This is a genomic window from Zobellia roscoffensis, from assembly GCF_015330165.1.
In the GTDB taxonomy this organism is placed as follows: Bacteria; Bacteroidota; Bacteroidia; order Flavobacteriales; family Flavobacteriaceae; genus Zobellia; species Zobellia roscoffensis.
On the sequence record NZ_JADDXT010000002.1, the window covers coordinates 2,885,742 to 2,903,641 of the forward strand.

Below are 17,900 nucleotides of genomic sequence, written 5' to 3' on the forward strand. Positions count from 1 at the left end.
CTTACGCTACCTTTAGTTTATTTCGTAGGCTTTCTTTTGCCCTAGAAATAGTAGTTCTACAATTTGAGTAACTAATATTCATAATCTCACATATCTCTTCATAATCGTACCCTTCAATAAGATGTAAGGTCAAAGAAATTCTATAATTGTCTTTTAATTGCTTCATGGTTTCCATCACTTTTTGAGCCTTCGGTTCTGTAAACGCATGAGAATCGGCAACACCTATTTCATTATCTTCGACCTTGTACAGTACATCTTCCAAAGCAACTTCGTTTTTTTTCTGCTGCTTTCTGTAATGATAGATACTGTTATTTATTACAATGCGTTTCAACCAAGAACCAAATGCAACCTCGCCTTTAAACGTATGAAGTTTCGTGAACGCGTTAAGAAACGATTCTTGCATAACGTCTTCGGCTTCGTCCCTCGTTTTTACAATCCGTACGGCCGTGTTGTACATGGCTTTGTAATACCGATTGTAAACTTCTAGCTGGGCACTTTGCTTTCCGTCTAGACACAATTGTAATAATGCATCAATATGTTCTCTTTCTTGGCTCAAAAAGTGAATGGTTTCTTTATAGATGATGTAAGTTATGGATTGTTACAGTTGGGAAGAGAAAAAATATACACACTAGCTTTTCATCGAATTTAAAAGCCCTTAAACGATAACTGAAATAGCAGTCTTTTTACATAGTTTAGTTTTGTTCAGCTTCCCCCTCCAATATTTTTTGCAAGTTTTAAAGACGTTTTTATAACGTTGTTAAGTATGTAGTTTATTTATGTATTTATCGAATTTAAATTAAAGACCTTTTCAAACAAAAGCTAAGAATACAGGGATTAGTTCATCAATGTTAAACCATACCCAACCAACCAAAATAAGATGATTAATAGAGTGTATCTGTTTTTGTCAAGTAAAATCTTCTTTTTCTTACTTGTATTAAATTCTAGTATTAACGTTTATAGTCAAGTATCAGTTACAGGAATAGCAATTGTTCCTGATAGTTTAGAAATAGTGGAAGGTTTTGATGCGATGTTAACGGCATCCATATTTCCAGAAGACGCAGATGATAAAGGAATAAGCTGGTCCACGGATTCCCCTTCAGTTGTTTCGGTGGATTCTTTGGGGATGGTGACGGCACTTACCGTGGGAACGGCCTTGATTACGGCAACCACAGATGATGGAGGATTTGCTTCTAGTTCTTATATTGAAGTTCAGAGCGCACCTATACAGGTTACAGGAATAGAAATCGTTCCTGACAGTTTAAAAATAGTGGAAGGATTTGATGCGACGTTAACGGCAACCATATTTCCAGAAGATGCGGATGAAAAAGGTGTAATCTGGTCCACGGATTCCCCATCTATCGTTACGGTGGATTCCTTGGGAACGCTCACGGCACTTACCGTGGGAACGGCCTTGGTCACTGTAACTACGGATGATGGCGGGTTCACTTCCAGTGCTTTTGTAGAAGTTTTAAGAGCCCCAATACGGGTATCGGGAATAGAAATCGTTCCTGACAGTTTAGAAATAGTGGAAGGATTTGATGCGATGTTAACGGCAACCATATTTCCAGAAGACGCAGATGATAAAGGAATAATCTGGTCCACGGATTCCCCTTCAGTTGTTTCGGTGGATTCTTTGGGGATGGTGACGGCACTTACCGTGGGAACGGCCTTGATTACGGCAACCACAGATGATGGAGGATTTGCTTCTAGTTCTTATATTGAAGTTCAGAGCGCACCTATACAGGTTACAGGAATAGCAATTGTTCCTGACAGTTTAAAAATAGTGGAAGGATTTGATGCGACGTTAACGGCAACCATATTTCCAGAAGACGCAGATGATAAAGGAATAATCTGGTCCACGGATTCCCCTTCAGTTGTTTCGGTGGATTCTTTGGGGATGGTGACGGCACTTACCGTGGGAACGGCCTTGGTCACTGTAACTACGGATGATGGCGGGTTCACTTCCAGTGCTTTTGTAGAAGTTTTAAGAGCCCCAATACGGGTAACGGGAATAGAAATCGTTCCTGACAGTTTAGAAATAGTGGAAGGATTTGATGCGATGTTAACGGCAACCATATTTCCAGAAGATGCGGATGAAAAAGGTGTAATCTGGTCCACGGATTCCCCTTCAGTTGTTTCGGTGGATTCTTTGGGGATGGTGACGGCACTTACCGTGGGAACGGCCTTGGTCACTGTAACTACGGATGATGGCGGGTTCACTTCCAGTGCTTTTGTAGAAGTTTTAAGAGCCCCAATACGGGTAACGGGAATAGAAATCGTTCCTGACAGTTTAGAAATAGTGGAAGGATTTGATGCGATGTTAACGGCAACCATATTTCCAGAAGACGCAGATGATAAAGGAATAATCTGGTCCACGGATTCCCCTTCAGTTGTTTCGGTGGATTCTTTGGGGATGGTGACGGCACTTACCGTGGGAACGGCCTTGGTCACTGTAACTACGGATGATGGCGGGTTCACTTCCAGTGCTTTTGTAGAAGTTTTAAGAGCCCCAATACGGGTAACGGGAATAGAAATCGTTCCTGACAGTTTAGAAATAGTGGAAGGATTTGATGCGATGTTAACGGCAACCATATTTCCAGAAGACGCAGATGATAAAGGAATAAGCTGGTCCACGGATTCCCCTTCAGTTGTTTCGGTGGATTCTTTGGGGATGGTGACGGCATTAACTGCAGGTATAGCCAAAGTAACGGCTACGACTAATGACGGAGGATTTATATTTAATGTGGCAATTACTGTAAAAAGGCCTTTGAATGAAATAGGTAAGTGGAGCGAGCCCATACCTTTTGGAATAGTTCCAGTAGCAGTTGCTAATCTTCCTGATGGGAAATTAGTGGCATGGTCCTCAAAATATAAAGATTATTTTGGTGGCGCCGACGGCTTTACTTATACTGAAATATTTGACCCATTTGCGGGAGAGAATGGAATGCCCATGGGAGAAAAAGTAACGACAACTAACCATGATATGTTTTGTCCAGGTGTAAATAATTTAGGAAACGGACAGATATTGGTAACGGGAGGCTCTTCGAACCCTAAAGCCACTTTATATGATTTTACTACGGATACATGGATACCTATGGACAATATGAATATAGGAAGAGGTTATCATGGAGCGGTAACTTTGTCAGATGGTTCCGCAATGGTAATTGGGGGGTCATGGAGTGGAGGGTTGGCTCCGAACGGAGAAAAAATCGCAGAGTTATGGAGAGAGGAAAGAGGCTGGAAAATTTTACCAGGTTTGAAGAGCGATATTTTATTTAATTCAAACGATCTAGCTTTTGAAAAAGAAGGGGTATACAGAGCAGATAACCACTCTTGGTTGTGGGCAGCGCCAAATGGGAAAATTTTTCATGCAGGCCCTGGTGAAGACATGCATTGGATCGATGTAAATGGCGAAGGGTCCTTTACAGATGCAGGAAAAAGATTGAATGACACCTATTCTATGAAAGGGAATACGGTAATGTTTGACGTAGGAAAATTACTAAAAACAGGAGGGGCTACCTCTTATGCAAGTGGGGATGCTGCAAAAGATAACTCTTTTGTAATAGATATTAATGACGAGAATAATGTTACGGTTACACCAACCATAAATAATTTGTCTTTTAGTAGAACCATGCAAAATAGTGTGGTACTACCCAATGGAGAAGTTTTGGTTACTGGTGGGCTTAGTACGGCCCGGGTTTTTACCGATGATGGTGCAAGATTAGATGCTGAAATCTTTAATCCTGAAACAAACGGTTGGAGAACCTTAGCCGGTATGCATGTGCCACGTACCTATCATAGTGTTGCAATTTTGCAAGCTGACGGAAGGGTGTTTGTTGGAGGTGGAGGATTATGTAATAGTTGCTCGAATCACTTGGACGCAGAGATATTCACTCCTCCTTATTTATTTGATGCTAATGGTGATTTAGCAGATAGGCCCACAATAGATGCTCCAGAATCTGCAGATTATAATAGTGTAATTCAAGTTTCGGGAAGTGAAGGAATAGCAAAGTTTAGCCTAATTAGAATGTCATCTTCTACCCATAGTACAAATAATGAGCAGAGAAGAATACCTGTCAGTTTTAGTGGTGATGGAAATTATACTTTAAATATTCCTGATAGAAATATTTTACCTCCTGGCTATTACATGTTGTTTGCTTTAAATGTTGATGGAGTTCCTTCAGTAGCAGAGTCAGTTTTGGTTGGTATGCCTATAGTTCTAACTTCAGGAGTGGTGCTGTCAGAAGAAGCTGTTGAACTAGATATTGGTGATGAGCAAGAACTTATAGCAACAGTAGTGCCCGGAAATGCGGAGAATACTCTGGTTACATGGTCAACCAATAATCCATCTGTTGCAACTGTAAACTTAAATGGTCAAGTTACAGCTATATCTACAGGAACTGCTATGATAACAGCTACAACTGATGATGGGGCATTTACTGCAAGAACTAATATTGTGGTAGATGGCGGATGTACTTTTTCTAACGTAGCATTGGGAGGAACAGCAGTTCAATCTAGTACATATGGAAATGGTAAAGCACTTGTAGCTATTGATGGAATAACGGCAGGGAATTCTCCATGGGTGCCAAATGTTCAGCATACAGCAAATGAAGATTCAGCATGGTGGGAGTTAGATTTGGGGTCGGATTATATAATTGAAGAAATTAAAATTTTTAATAGAGGAGGTGGATTAGAATCCAGACTGAATAATTTCTACGTTTTTGTGTCAAAAAGGCCATTCTCTTCAAGAGCGACATTAGAAAGTCTAAAGAGTAATGGAAATATAGAAGAATACTATTTTGAAGGAGAAGCTGGTTTGAAAGAGGTAATCTCTTTAAATACAGACGGCAGATATATTCGCATTCAACTATCGAATAGTGGAATTCTAAATTTAGTAGAAGTTGAGGTACAGGGGTGCTTTTTGGGTAGTTCAAAATGTGAAGGTGTTCTTCCTCCAATTATACTTCCTTCAGGTCCTTTTATAGCTTATGATTCAATTCAAACACTGGAGGCAACCCCTTTAGGAGGAGTTTGGTCCGGAGCAAGTACTGATGGAACATTTGACCCAAGTAAAGGTCCTGGTAAGTATTCAGTTACCTATACTTCTGATAATGGGAATGGTTGTGTTCAATCATATACCCGAGATATAATGGTTAACAGTTCTTGTACGGGTATAGACCCTCCAAATATCATAGCAAGTGGACCGTACTTGGATACGGATGGAATCCAAACCCTTAAAGCAATGCCTGCTGGCGGAACTTGGTCAGGGATGAGCACAGATGGGACTTTTGACCCAAGTGTTGGTGAAGGTATTTATTCAGTTACCTATACTTACGATAATGGAAAGGGGTGTATACAAACTGAAACGGCGGATATTAGGGTGAATACATTAGGGAGTAGAGGATGCGTACTGTCAAATATAGCCCTTAATGGCTTGGCTACTCAGTCTAGTACATACGGTAATGGAGTAGCTTCAGTTGCTATAGATGGTAATACGGAAGGTACTTCTCCTTGGTCCGGTAGCCTTCAACATACCCTGAATGAGAATAATCCTTGGTGGGAACTAGATTTGGGAGTTAATGCGGTTATAGAAGAATTGCGTATTTATAATCGTACAAATGGACTTGAAGGTAGATTAAATAATTTTTATGTTTTTGTATCAAACATACCTTTCACGCCTGAAGTTACACTGGAGTCATTAAGGCAAGATGATTCTATTTATGAGTACTATTTTAATGATGAAGCGGGTCTTCAGGAAAATTTAAAATTTGATGCAGAAGGGCAGTATTTGCGTATTCAACTTTCTTCTTTTGGAATTTTACATATGTCAGAAGTAGAGGTAATGGGCTGTATATTGGATACTTCGCAATGTGCTGATAATCCAGAAATAGTTATAGAAAATATAGGACCTTTTGCAAATACAGATGAGATACAAACTTTAGTAGCTAGTATTGACGGTGGTACCTGGTCAGGAGCAACTACAGATGGTATTTTTGACCCTTCTGTCGGTCCTGGAGTGTATTCAATAACTTATTCACACAATAGTGGTGAGGGGTGTTTTCGGTCAAAAACTATAGAGGTAGAGGTCAATCTTTTAAGCGATTCTGGGTGTGCTATATCTAATATAGCTATAAACGGAAGAGCTATACAATCTAGTACGTATGGTAATGGACATGCTTCAGCTGCTATTGATGGAAATACTCAAGGAATATCTCCATGGTCTGGAGATCTTCAACATACAACAAATGAGAGTAATCCTTGGTGGCAATTAGATTTAGGGGTTGAAAGGGAAATTGAAGAATTACGTATTTATAATCGTGCAAGTGGTTTGGAGGATCGCTTAAATAATTTTTATATTTTAATATCCAAGACGCAATATGAATCTGACGCTACTTTAGAGTCTTTAATAGAAGATGAGACTGTTTTTCAATATTATTTTGAGGGAAGTGCTAGCCTCAAGGAAACTTTAAAGGTGATAGTAGAAGGCAGGTATATTCGTATACAGTTATCGGGTAATGGAATACTTCATTTATCTGAAGTAGAAGTTATGTCATGTAAATTGCAAGCAAACACTACTTCTTTAAAAGCTTATATAGATTCTTCCAACATTTTACCGGATTATGGGAATGAAGATGGTATTGTTTTGGCTCCGAACCCAGTGTCATCTAAATTAAAGATTATGGGTGTTTCGATGGAGATGGTTTCTAAAATCTTGATATATGACATGGAGGGTAGGCTCGTCTTGAACTTAAAAAACAAAGAACTAAATACGGGTTATAACATGCAATCATTCGATGTTTCAAGACTTGTAAAAGGAGTATATCAATTGAATGTAACGTTGAGAAATGGAAAAACACACACAAAACAGTTTTTAAAAAAGTGATTTAAAACTAAATTATAAAACAATAGAGCCCCTTTTTAGGGGCTCTATTGTTTTATTGGCGGTTTATTTTGATTAATGAGAATCATTAATTTCAAAGAAGAAAATTTATGATTCTAGAGGTTGAGTAACTTTTTAAAGATAGGAATGTGGTGTGGCATAAGAATTGCCAATACAGCACCGATAGAAAAGGTGCTACACTTGTATGCTGTACTGATACTAGCACTTTAGATGAATATGATGTTAATAGATAACTAAGGGTTTTGTCATTAAAATGACAGAATGACCGCAATTGATACTATGGGAGATTCTAAATTCACGAATTTTGACAATATGTCGCTACAGTCCATCGATGAGGATGCTGAGCTTATACCTCTTTTGACCGCAGAAGATGAGGAGGAAATGAATAACGAGGCCCTGCCTGAGACACTACCAATACTTCCTTTACGTAATACCGTTTTGTTTCCTGGCGTGGTAATTCCGATTACAGCCGGTAGAGATTCGTCCATCAATTTAATAAAAGATGCAAATAATGGGTCTAAAGTAATTGGTGTTGTTTCTCAAAAAGACAAAGAAACCGAAAACCCAACGGTAAATGATATAAATGTACTAGGTACTGTTGCGCGTATTTTACGTGTATTAAAAATGCCTGATGGAAATACAACAGTAATTCTTCAGGGTAAGAAGCGTTTTGAGGTAGCAGAAATGCTTACGGAAGAACCTTACATGACCGCGACCGTTAGAGATACAAACGAGCAAAGGCCGGATCAAGCAGAACCAGAATTTTTGGCGATTATTGAGTCGATAAAAGACTTGGCGCTAAAAATTATACGTGATAACCCGAATATACCAAGTGAGGCTTCCTTTGCAATTAAGAATATTCAGAGCAACTCGTTCTTAATCAATTTTGTTTCATCTAATCTTAACCTTGGGGTTACTGAGAAGCAAGAGTTGTTAGAGATTAACAATCTACAAGAACGTGCCCTTGCTACTTTAAAGCATATGAATCTAGAGCTTCAGAAACTGGAGTTAAAGAATGATATACAGTCCAAGGTTCGTAATGATATGGACCAACAGCAGCGCGAATATTTCTTGCATCAGCAAATGAAAACCATTCAGGAGGAATTGGGTGGCGTTTCTCATGATGATGAGATTTTTGAAATGCGCAAGAAGGCTAAAAAGAAAAAATGGGATGACAAGGTAAAAGAACATTTTGACAAGGAATTGGCTAAAATGCAGCGTATGAATCCGCAAGTGGCGGAGTATTCCATCCAGAGAAATTATTTAGACCTTTTTCTAGATTTGCCATGGAACGAATTTTCAAAAGATAAGTTTGATTTAAAACGCGCTCAAAAAATTCTAGATAGAGACCATTACGGACTTGAGGATGTGAAGCGCCGTATTATTGAGTATTTGGCAGTCCTGAAGTTAAGAAACGATATGAAATCGCCTATTTTATGTCTTTATGGACCTCCGGGAGTTGGTAAAACTTCTTTGGGAAAATCTGTTGCTGAGGCGCTAGGAAGAGAATATGTGAGAATTTCTTTAGGAGGTTTAAGAGATGAAGCAGAAATACGTGGGCATCGAAAAACCTATATAGGTGCTATGCCGGGTAGAATCGTTCAAAGTCTTAAAAAGGCAGGAAAATCAAATCCTGTTTTCATCCTTGATGAAATAGATAAATTATCTAGTAGTAGCCAAGGAGATCCTTCTTCTGCGATGCTGGAAGTTTTAGACCCTGAGCAGAACAGTGAATTTTATGATAATTTCTTAGAGATGGGGTATGACCTTTCTAAGGTGATGTTTATTGCAACGGCCAATAATCTAAGTACAATTCAGCCAGCGCTTCGTGATCGTATGGAAATCATTAATGTTACGGGCTATACTATTGAAGAGAAAGTAGAGATTGCGAAACGACACTTGTTGCCCAAGCAATTAAAGGAGCATGGTCTTACCTCAAAAGATTTGACAATTGGAAAACCTCAATTAGAGAAAATCGTTGAAGGCTACACCCGTGAATCCGGAGTACGCTCTCTAGAAAAGCAGATAGCAAAAATGGTGCGTTATGCGGCAAAGAATATTGCAACCGAAGAAGAGTACATTGTTAAGGTTACGAATGAGGTGGTAGAAAAGGTTTTAGGACCTGCAAGGTTAGAAAGGGATAAATACGAGAATAACGATGTTGCTGGAGTTGTTACGGGGCTTGCATGGACAAGCGTTGGTGGTGATATTCTTTTTATAGAATCTATTTTGTCCAAAGGAAAAGGTTCATTGAATATTACAGGAAACCTTGGTAAAGTAATGAAAGAATCAGCTACTATTGCCATGGAGTATATTAAGTCTAATGCAGAACGATTTGATATAAATCCTGAAGTATTTGATAAATATAACGTTCATATACACGTGCCTGAAGGTGCTACTCCTAAAGACGGACCTAGTGCGGGTATTACCATGTTAACGTCATTAGTTTCTTTATTCACCCAAAAGAAAGTGAAGAAGAGTTTAGCAATGACAGGTGAAATAACGCTAAGAGGTAAAGTATTGCCGGTTGGTGGAATTAAAGAAAAAATTCTTGCGGCCAAAAGAGCTCGGATTAAAGAATTAATTCTTTGCAAAGACAATGAAAGAGATATCTTAGAGATAAAAAAAGAGTATCTTAAGGGTCTTAAATTTCATTATGTTACAGACATGCACGAGGTGGTAGATATAGCCATTACGGGGCAAAAAGTTAAGAACGCTAAAAAACTCTAATGTCTAAGATTACAATTGCGATAGATGGATTTTCCTCAACGGGAAAAAGTACTTTGGCCAAACAATTGGCCAAAGAGTTGGGCTATGTTTATGTAGACACAGGTGCTATGTACCGTGCTATAACATTGTTTGCTATGCGTAATAATTTTATTGGAAACGGAGAAGAAAGGTTAGAAGATTTGGTCAAAGTTTTGCCTAAGATTAAATTGCGTTTTGTGCCCAATGCCGAGCTTGGTTTTTCCGAAATGTATCTGAATGATGAGAATGTAGAGAAAGAGATACGGACAATGGAAGTGTCTAAACGTGTAAGTAGAGTTGCAGAAATTGAGCAGGTGCGCTACAAGCTAGTCGAGATGCAAAAGGCAATGGGTAAAGAAAAGGGTATTGTTATGGACGGTAGAGATATTGGTACAGTAGTTTTTCCTGATGCCGAGCTTAAAGTATTTATGACCGCTTCTCCAAAAGCAAGAGCAACAAGAAGATATAAAGAGTTGTTAGATAGGGGAGAAGAAGTCTCTTATGAAGATGTTCTAGAAAATGTGCAAAACCGTGATTTTATAGATTCGCACCGTGAGTTTTCTCCACTTAGAAAGGCCCCAGATTCAATTGAGTTTGATAATAGTGATATGGGGCTTAAAGAGCAGTTTGAAAGGCTGTTGAGCATTGCAGATCGCTGTATTGAAAAGGTAAAATAAACCACTATTGTTAATAGTGGTTTATTTCTGATTGCAGGTTACCTATGGTAATCAAATACAACTTACTTACTACTTCAACATTTTAGATTTTCAATCCCTTACTTAATAGGTAGTTATAAAGTAATAACTTTTGAAAATTTCGCAGAACTAGGGTGCTTTTAAAGCTCGCCTATTTTTCTATTTATAAAGTTTACTGGCATTACCTTAAAATAGCTTTTGGCCTAATTATAGATATTACCATCAATTTATTAGAGGAGCATTATATGTAATCTTATATGAATCAATAGTATATGCTTTCATAACAGATGTTATCTGTAGTATTCAATTATTTTATATTTTTCCTTCATATTATTTGTAATATTTTTCCTAACTTTAGTATTACTTTTTTCAAACAAATGATAAGTATGTCATGATTTTTATAAAATTTGGTCTTACTTAAAAAAGAGTATGTCTTAATTAAAGGAAGAGTAGGCAGTATGCACATATTAATTTAGTTATAAACTTCCCCAAATGAGTAAGGTCAAAACAGCCGAAGTGGTTGATAGTGAAATTGAGCAGCAGGATTATGAAAGCAGAGTTATTGCTATAGGTGCAAGTGCAGGGGGGTTAGAGGCATTAAAAGAGTTTTTTAATCATGTACCTCATGATTGTCAGCATAGCTTTGTTATTGTTCAACATTTGAGTCCTGATTATAAGTCCTTAATGGCTGAGTTACTTGCTAAGAATACCATTTTACCAATTCAAGAGGTTAAAAATAACATGGTTATTGAAAAAGGTAGTGTATACTTGATTCCGCCTAAAAAAAACATGACCGTTATTCAGGGTAAGTTACACCTAGTAAATAAACCCAAAGGGCATGATTTAAATCTGCCAATAGATATCTTCTTTAGGTCTATTGCGCAAGAATATAAAGAAAAATCGATTTGTTTAGTACTTAGTGGTACTGGTAGTGATGGAACAAGTGGCGCCCGAGAAATCAAAGAATTCGGGGGTATGGTTATGGTTCAGGACCCAGAACAGGCAAAGTTTGATGGCATGCCAAGAAGTGCTATAAATACTGGGCTTGTGGATTACACTTTACCCGTGGAATCAATGGCAGGGGAGCTGTTGAATTATATAGAGCACCCTACAACAAGTCATGATTCAGTTGAGCAAATAGAAGAAGATGAAGATACAATTCTAAATATTCTTAAAGTATTAAGAAAGGAAACAACTATAGATTTTGAACAATACAAACGTCCTACATTGGTACGTCGTATTGCACGTAGAATTAGCGTTAATAAATTACATAACCAAAGAGAGTATTTAGAATTTATTAGAGATAATAGAGTTGAATCTGACATTTTAGCACGTGAGTTTCTGATAGGGGTAACCAATTTTTTTCGCGATTTATACATGTGGGAAAAACTAGAGTCTCGTATCATTACTCAATTGGTGGCAGAAAAAAAGGAAAACGAAGTATTTAAAGTTTGGTGTGTTGGTTCCAGTTCAGGAGAAGAAGCCTATAGTATTGCAATGTTAATCTCTGAGGAGGTAAAAAGGCAGGATAAAAAAATTCAAATAAAAATTTTCGCTACTGATTTAGCTGCCAATCACCTTGATATTGGGAGTAAGGGAATATATCCGGAAAGTATTGTAGCTAATGTTTCCCCACTTCGATTAAGAAAGTTTTTTGTACAAAGAGGTGATGATTATCAGGTTAGTGATAGTCTAAGAAAAATGGTGATTTTAGTCAGCATAATATACTAAAGGATCCGCCTTTTAATAAGATGGACCTTACTTTATGTCGAAATTTACTTATTTACATGCAGCTGCCTGCACAACGAAAAATAATAGGTTTACTACATTATTCACTTAACCTAAAAGGAATTTTAGTTTTAGGTAGTAGTGAATCTCTAGGAGACTATTCTAGTGTTTTAAATGAGATTGACCGTAAGTGTAAAATTTATGAAAATATAAAGCGTGCTAAGGCTAGAGGACTGGAACCATTGAATTATCCCGATGCTCAAAAAATAGCTTCTTTTAATAATTTGGCAAGTAGTAAATCGCGTACCGAGATCAAAATGGCTGATGTAATGAACGATACTGTTGCGGAAGAATTAGGTTTAGCAGGCGTATATATTGACGAAACCTATAATATTTTACACGCTATAGGAGAGTTCAGAAAGTTCGTAGATTTACCTGAAAGAGGTTTTAGTATCAATCTTCTTAAAATGTTGCCTCCTAGTGTTTCTATTTCATTGGCAGCGGCCGTTCGAAAAGCTTTTGATAAAAACGAAAAAGTATTACATAAGTCAATCACCCCAAGAGGAAGGGTGAAAGGTATACCCTTTGATCTTTTGGTGAACCCTTTTGAGATGAACAACATTAATCGTTCAAAAGGATGTTTACTGCTTTTTATTCCTAATAAAGAGCAGTTAGGTACTGCTAAATTGGTTACTTATACCAGTCATGCTGAAGCCACTGAAATGCGAATTGTTCAGCTAGAAGGGGAGTTAAGGGAATCTCGTGAAAGTTTAAATAACGTTGTTGAACAGGTAGAGACTAGTAATGAAGAATTACAGGCAACTAACGAGGAACTTTTGGCGGCCAACGAGGAATTACAAAGTACCAATGAAGAGTTACAGAGTGTTAACGAGGAGTTACATACGGTAAATGCAGAAGTACAGCAGAAGAATGAGGATCTCACATCAATGAACAGTGATATGGATAATCTTTTTAAAAGTACTGACATAGGTACTGTCTTTCTAGATACTGATATGCTTATTAGAAAGTTTACCCCTTCAGTAAGTGATCATTTTAATCTACGTCCTACAGATATTGGTAGGCCAATAAGTCATTTTGCAAATAGTTTTGGAACGGGTTCAGGTACGCTTGAAAGGGTTCAACAAGTTCTGAATACGGGTAAGATGTTGTCTAGAGAGCTTCAGTCGCATAATGGTAAGTGGTTTTTAAAACGCATTACTCCTTATTTTAACAATGATAATAGGATCAATGGTGCTGTTTTGAGTTTTGTTGATATTGATGAATTAAAGAAATCAGAAGCTTTGATTAAAAAGAGTAGAGAAGAATTTAAACTACTCTATGATAATGCCCCGGACATGTTCGCGTCATTTGACCGAAAGGGAATTTTACTAAATTGTAATCTGCGAATGGTTAAGGATTTAGGGTATGAAGATGCGTCAGAATTAATAGGTTTGTCCTTTATGGACTTGTATTCCAAAGATGAACAGGTAGATGGCAAGGAAAGGTTTAAACAGTTTAAAGAAACGGGTAAATTAACCAATGCAATACGGAAATTTACTAAAAAGGATGGAACTGAAATTAATATAAGTGCAAATGCGCAAATGTTGTATAATGAAAATGGAGAAGAATTATATTCTATTTGTTCTTTTAGAGATGTATCTGACTTAGCATTGGCGGAAAAGAAATATCAAGATAAAAACAGGGCGTTTGAACAATTATTGGAAGGGACTACGGCTGGTTTTTGGGATGCTAAAATTCAAGAAGGTACTGAGTACCTTAGTCCTAGTTACAAGGCTATGTTTGGGTATAAAGACCATGAGATAGCAAATACTACAGAATCATGGAAGAAAATAATACACCCGGATGATCTAGGTTTTGTTCAAAATTTGTTTATTGAACATAAAGCTTCTAAAGGAGAAAAACCATTTATCTACCAAGCCCGTTTTTACCACAAAAATGGTAGCATTGTATGGGTTCATTGTAATGCTAAAATCATTGAATGGGATGATGAAATAAAACCTATAAGGATTGTTGGGAGCCATGTAGATATAACACCGTTAAAGACTATTGAATTAGAATTGTACCGCAGTAATAGAGAATTAGAGCAATTCGCCTATGTTGCAAGTCATGATTTACAGGAACCGCTCAATACAATTACATCTTTTGTAGGTCTCTTGGACGAAGAGTATGTGTCCGAACTTGATGATAACGCTCAAAGTTATATTCAATTTATAATTGAGGCTTCGGCTAGAATGAGAAGTTTAGTTAAAAGTGTTTTAAGCTATTCAAAAATTGGAAAAAACCCGGAAATGAGCCTGGTAGATTGCAATACTTTTATAAAAGACTTAAAAATAGACTTAAAGAAGCGAATTACAGAAACCGAAGCTAGAATTACGTGTAATAATCTTCCTAAAATAAATGGATATAGAACTGAATTGTATTCACTTTTCTTAAACCTTGTATCAAATGCCATTAAATTTAAAAGAAAAGGTCATTCTCCCCAAATAGATATAGCAGCAGAAGATTTAGATGTGTATTGGAAGTTTACGATAAGAGACAACGGTATAGGTATTTCTAAAAGCGATCAAGAACGGGTATTCAATATTTTTCAGCGCTTAAATAATGATGATAGTTATGCGGGTACTGGTATTGGACTTGCACAGTGTAAGAAAATAGTTGAATTGCATCAAGGAGAAATATGGATAGATAAAAGTTCTAAATCAGGCACGGAATTTTGTTTTACACTTAAAAAATTATACTAATTAACTAAACCTTACCCCTATGGACAAGAAGTTAAAATCAATTTTATTGTTAGACGATAATTTATCCACTAATTTTTTTCATAAGAAAATAATTGAAAAATCCAATGTTGCCGACTTAGTCCTGGAATTTAGAAGTGGAACGAATGCATTAAAATATTTAAGTCAAGAAGGGATTGAGCAACCTGAGCTTATTTTGGTTGATATTAATATGCCTGTTATGAACGCTTGGGTGTTTTTGGATAAATTTAGTAAGCTAAAAAATGACTCTAAAATAAAAACAACGATTATTCTACTTTCCACCTCGCTTAGTCCGGCAGATAAAGAAAGGGCAGATGCGATTCCACTCATAGAACATGTGCTGCTTAAGCCATTAACAAAAGAGTCGATTTTAAAAGTAATAGAAAATATTATTGAAAAAAAAACCGATGAACGGTCAATTAAAATTTAGCAAACCACAAAAAAAAGATTTTTCACAACAGGATTTGGAACCTAGGCAACAAAATAGTTTTTAGCTACAATATTACGTTGAAATTTACTACATATGTAATTTAAAAACCTACTCATGGCCATTTCAAAATCTACTTTATCCGATTCAAATCCGCAAATTGATAACTATTTTTGGTTAAAGCAATTACCGTCAATTACAGCTTTGTTAGATAAGGATTTTAATTTGGTAGGTGTATCTGATCAGTGGAAACGAAAACTCTTTTTTCAAGATTCAGAGATAATTGGTAAATCGATTTTTGAGATTTTTCCAAATATTTCGGAAGATATGCAAGTTCAATTAAATATTGCTGTTGAAGGTTTAAAAGAAATTCAGGTACGTGATGAAATTAATCTCTTAGATGGTAGTATAAAGAAGATAGTTTGGCATCTTAGTGCTTGGAAAAATAGTTCATTAAACGTTGTAGGTGTAATGTTATCCGTGGAAGACATTACTATAATTAAAGAGCTAGAATTTAATCTTTTAAAAGCAAAAAAACGGTTAACTGAAAAAGGTGAAATAGCAAAAATTGGAAGTTGGGAATATGATGTAGAAAATGAACAGCTTACTTTATCTGATATAACCAAGAAAATATTTAAAATAAAGGAAGATTCTAAAATATCTATTAAAAATCTAATAGGTTTTTGTGGTCAAAAAGACACTGAAGATATTATTAAAAATTCACTTTACAACGCTATTGAAAAGGGCAGACCTTGGGAGGTAAGCCTTCCTATTGTTCTAGGAGGCAATAGCAATGTTGTAAAGACTATAGGGCGGCCTAAATTTAAAAACGGAAAATGTAAAAGAATTGTTGGGACCGTTCAAATATTAAGCAGAGATTTAGAAAACATAATTGAGTTGAAGGACTTAGAAACGGAGCATTTGGCATCTTGTTTTATCAATGCTCCTGGTGCTATGGCTGTAATTGAGTTCTCAACTGGAGATATTTTAGATACCAACGTGGAACTTAATGAGGCAATTGGCATTGAGAGTCTACGTTTAGCAATTAAAAAAAATCTCAAAACCTTGCAAAAAAGCATTCTGAAAATAGGTTCATCAGGCCCTGCATCTAATAAAACGGATTTATGTAGTACTAAATTATCTATTTTAGACACAAATGGGAAAAGAAAGACGTTTGGTTTAAAAGCAAGATTGCTTAATGACAAAACTCAATTTTTATGTTTATTCGATGATATTACGGGGCAACTTTCTGAAACTTCTAACTTAAAAAAAGCCATCCAAAACAATGATTTACGTGTTGAGAAATTAGTAAATTTTACACATGTCATCTGCCATAATCTTAAAGGGCAAGCTATTAATTATGGTCTAATGCTTGATTACTTCGGAAATATCACTAATGAGAGTGAAAAATCACAAGCTTTGGAAGTTTTAAAATATAGCACAGAAAATTTGTCTGCAAATATCAATAATCTTAGAGAAATGGTAGGTATTCGTAAAGAAGTGAAAACCAAAAAAGAACGTTTAATTATCAATGACTTTATTTTTAAGGCAGAACAAAATTTATCGGGTGAGCTCAAAGAATCTAAAACTAAAATATTCAATGAAATTTCTGATTCTCAGAAAATCAAGGCATATCCTATGTTTTTAGAGAATTTAATGACCAATTGTATTTCCAATGCAATAAAATTCAGAAAACTAAATAAACCTTTAGTCATATCTATTTCTACAGAAATAACAAAAGAATATACAGTGTTGTTTATTGAAGATAATGGTATTGGTATGGATTTAGAGAAAAAGGGGGAAAAACTATTTCAAATAGGTTCATCTCTTGGTAATGATCAAGATTCAAGAGGAATGGGCCTTTATCTAGCAAAGTATCAAATGGATATGATGAATGGTAAAATTGAGGCAGAAAGTAAGTTAGGTGAGGGGTCTGTCTTTAAAATTTTCTTCCCGCATTGTTAATGTTTATTCATGATAATTGTAACCACCTTAGTAAATTACTATTAAGTATAGCGTCCTAGATTAGATAAGTTAGTTATATAAAGCAGCACTATTTCAGGACGGGACACATAAATAAATAAAAACCTGCAAGATTTTAATCTTGCAGGTTTTTTATTTCTATCTGAATCTAGAATTCCTTATAAATTTGGAATAACCAAAACCTGATCCGGCTGAATGACATCTGGGTTACTTAATATTCCAGTGTTAGCAGCAAAAATTTGCTTGTATTTCATAGGGTCACCATAATATTCTTTGGCAATCTTGCTAAGGGACTCGCCACTTTTCACGGTGTGTCTATGATAGATTGAAGAATCTGTAACGGTAATATTCGCTTTAACGTCAGAAGGGCTTTCGCCACCTAACTGCTTAATTTTATCCCAAAGCAAGTTTTTTTCATATGGGGTTCCGGCTTCACCTTTAATTTTTAGCACACCGTTTTCTTCGGAAACGTCTCCGTTTTTTATACCCAATTGTTCACCAAGATTTAAAACTTCTTGATATTTTGCTTTAACGCTCATACTTATACTTTTTAATGGTTAATATTCTTGACCCCAAGATAACGATAAAACCACTGTGTTACGTATAAAATGGAGTAAAAAAAGGGATTAAAAAGATTG

General features: G+C 36.3%; 8 protein-coding genes and 1 pseudogene. 7 read left to right on the forward strand and 2 right to left on the reverse strand.

Annotated features, from left to right (window positions below; all coding sequences use genetic code 11):
* Nucleotide 1 precedes the first annotated feature (1 nt).
* Nucleotides 2–556, reverse strand: coding sequence for an RNA polymerase sigma factor (locus tag IWC72_RS12115; RefSeq protein ID WP_194529928.1), 555 nt, complete (start codon nt 554–556; stop codon nt 2–4).
* A 321-nt stretch (nt 557–877) separates the two neighbouring features.
* Between IWC72_RS12115 and IWC72_RS12120 the strand changes: the two genes are divergently transcribed.
* The 7 genes and pseudogenes from IWC72_RS12120 to IWC72_RS12150 all read left to right on the forward strand — a co-directional run bounded on the left by IWC72_RS12120 (nt 878) and on the right by IWC72_RS12150 (nt 17,244).
* Nucleotides 878–6,883 carry an Ig-like domain-containing protein gene (locus IWC72_RS12120; protein WP_194529929.1) on the forward strand — a complete coding sequence of 2,002 codons (6,006 nt, stop codon included), beginning with the start codon at nt 878–880 and terminating at the stop codon, nt 6,881–6,883.
* A gap of 297 nt (nt 6,884–7,180) precedes the next feature.
* Nucleotides 7,181–9,631 carry an endopeptidase La gene (gene lon, locus IWC72_RS12125; RefSeq protein WP_194531144.1) on the forward strand — a complete coding sequence of 817 codons (2,451 nt, stop codon included), beginning with the start codon at nt 7,181–7,183 and terminating at the stop codon, nt 9,629–9,631.
* Complete coding sequence (gene cmk / locus IWC72_RS12130; RefSeq protein ID WP_194529930.1) at nt 9,631–10,326, forward strand: (d)CMP kinase; 696 nt, start codon at nt 9,631–9,633, stop codon at nt 10,324–10,326. Before lon ends, cmk begins: the two co-directional genes overlap by 1 nt.
* 510 nt (nt 10,327–10,836) lie before the next feature.
* Nucleotides 10,837–12,188, forward strand: a pseudogene (locus IWC72_RS20460) (chemotaxis protein CheB); the annotation flags it as partial.
* 351 nt (nt 12,189–12,539) lie between these two features.
* The gene (locus IWC72_RS20465) at nt 12,540–14,834 is read left to right on the forward strand and encodes a PAS domain S-box protein (protein WP_394370104.1); all 2,295 of its coding nucleotides are present in this window, start codon (nt 12,540–12,542) and stop codon (nt 14,832–14,834) included.
* 19 nt (nt 14,835–14,853) lie between these two features.
* Nucleotides 14,854–15,282, forward strand: a complete 429-nt coding sequence (locus IWC72_RS12145; protein ID WP_194526461.1) for a response regulator — start codon at nt 14,854–14,856, stop codon at nt 15,280–15,282.
* Between the two features lie 114 nt (nt 15,283–15,396).
* The gene (locus IWC72_RS12150; protein ID WP_194529933.1) at nt 15,397–17,244 is read left to right on the forward strand and encodes a PAS domain-containing sensor histidine kinase; all 1,848 of its coding nucleotides are present in this window, start codon (nt 15,397–15,399) and stop codon (nt 17,242–17,244) included.
* Nucleotides 17,245–17,420: 176 nt separating this feature from the next.
* On the opposite strand, the gene IWC72_RS12155 is transcribed toward IWC72_RS12150, so the two are convergent.
* Nucleotides 17,421–17,801: a LysM peptidoglycan-binding domain-containing protein gene (locus tag IWC72_RS12155; RefSeq protein WP_194526463.1), complete on the reverse strand. Its 381-nt coding sequence runs from the start codon at nt 17,799–17,801 to the stop codon at nt 17,421–17,423.
* Between the last annotated feature and the right edge of the window lie 99 nt (nt 17,802–17,900).

Coding starts and splice junctions, on each gene's coding strand:
- IWC72_RS12145 (WP_194526461.1), top strand. CDS start 14,854: ATGGACAAGAAGTTAAAATCAATTTTATTGTTAGACGATAATTTATCC.
- cmk (WP_194529930.1), top strand. CDS start 9,631: ATGTCTAAGATTACAATTGCGATAGATGGATTTTCCTCAACGGGAAAA.
- lon (WP_194531144.1), top strand. CDS start 7,181: ATGGGAGATTCTAAATTCACGAATTTTGACAATATGTCGCTACAGTCC.
- IWC72_RS12150 (WP_194529933.1), top strand. CDS start 15,397: ATGGCCATTTCAAAATCTACTTTATCCGATTCAAATCCGCAAATTGAT.
- IWC72_RS12120 (WP_194529929.1), top strand. CDS start 878: ATGATTAATAGAGTGTATCTGTTTTTGTCAAGTAAAATCTTCTTTTTC.
- IWC72_RS20465 (WP_394370104.1), top strand. CDS start 12,540: ATGTTGCCTCCTAGTGTTTCTATTTCATTGGCAGCGGCCGTTCGAAAA.
- IWC72_RS12155 (WP_194526463.1), bottom strand. CDS start 17,801: ATGAGCGTTAAAGCAAAATATCAAGAAGTTTTAAATCTTGGTGAACAA.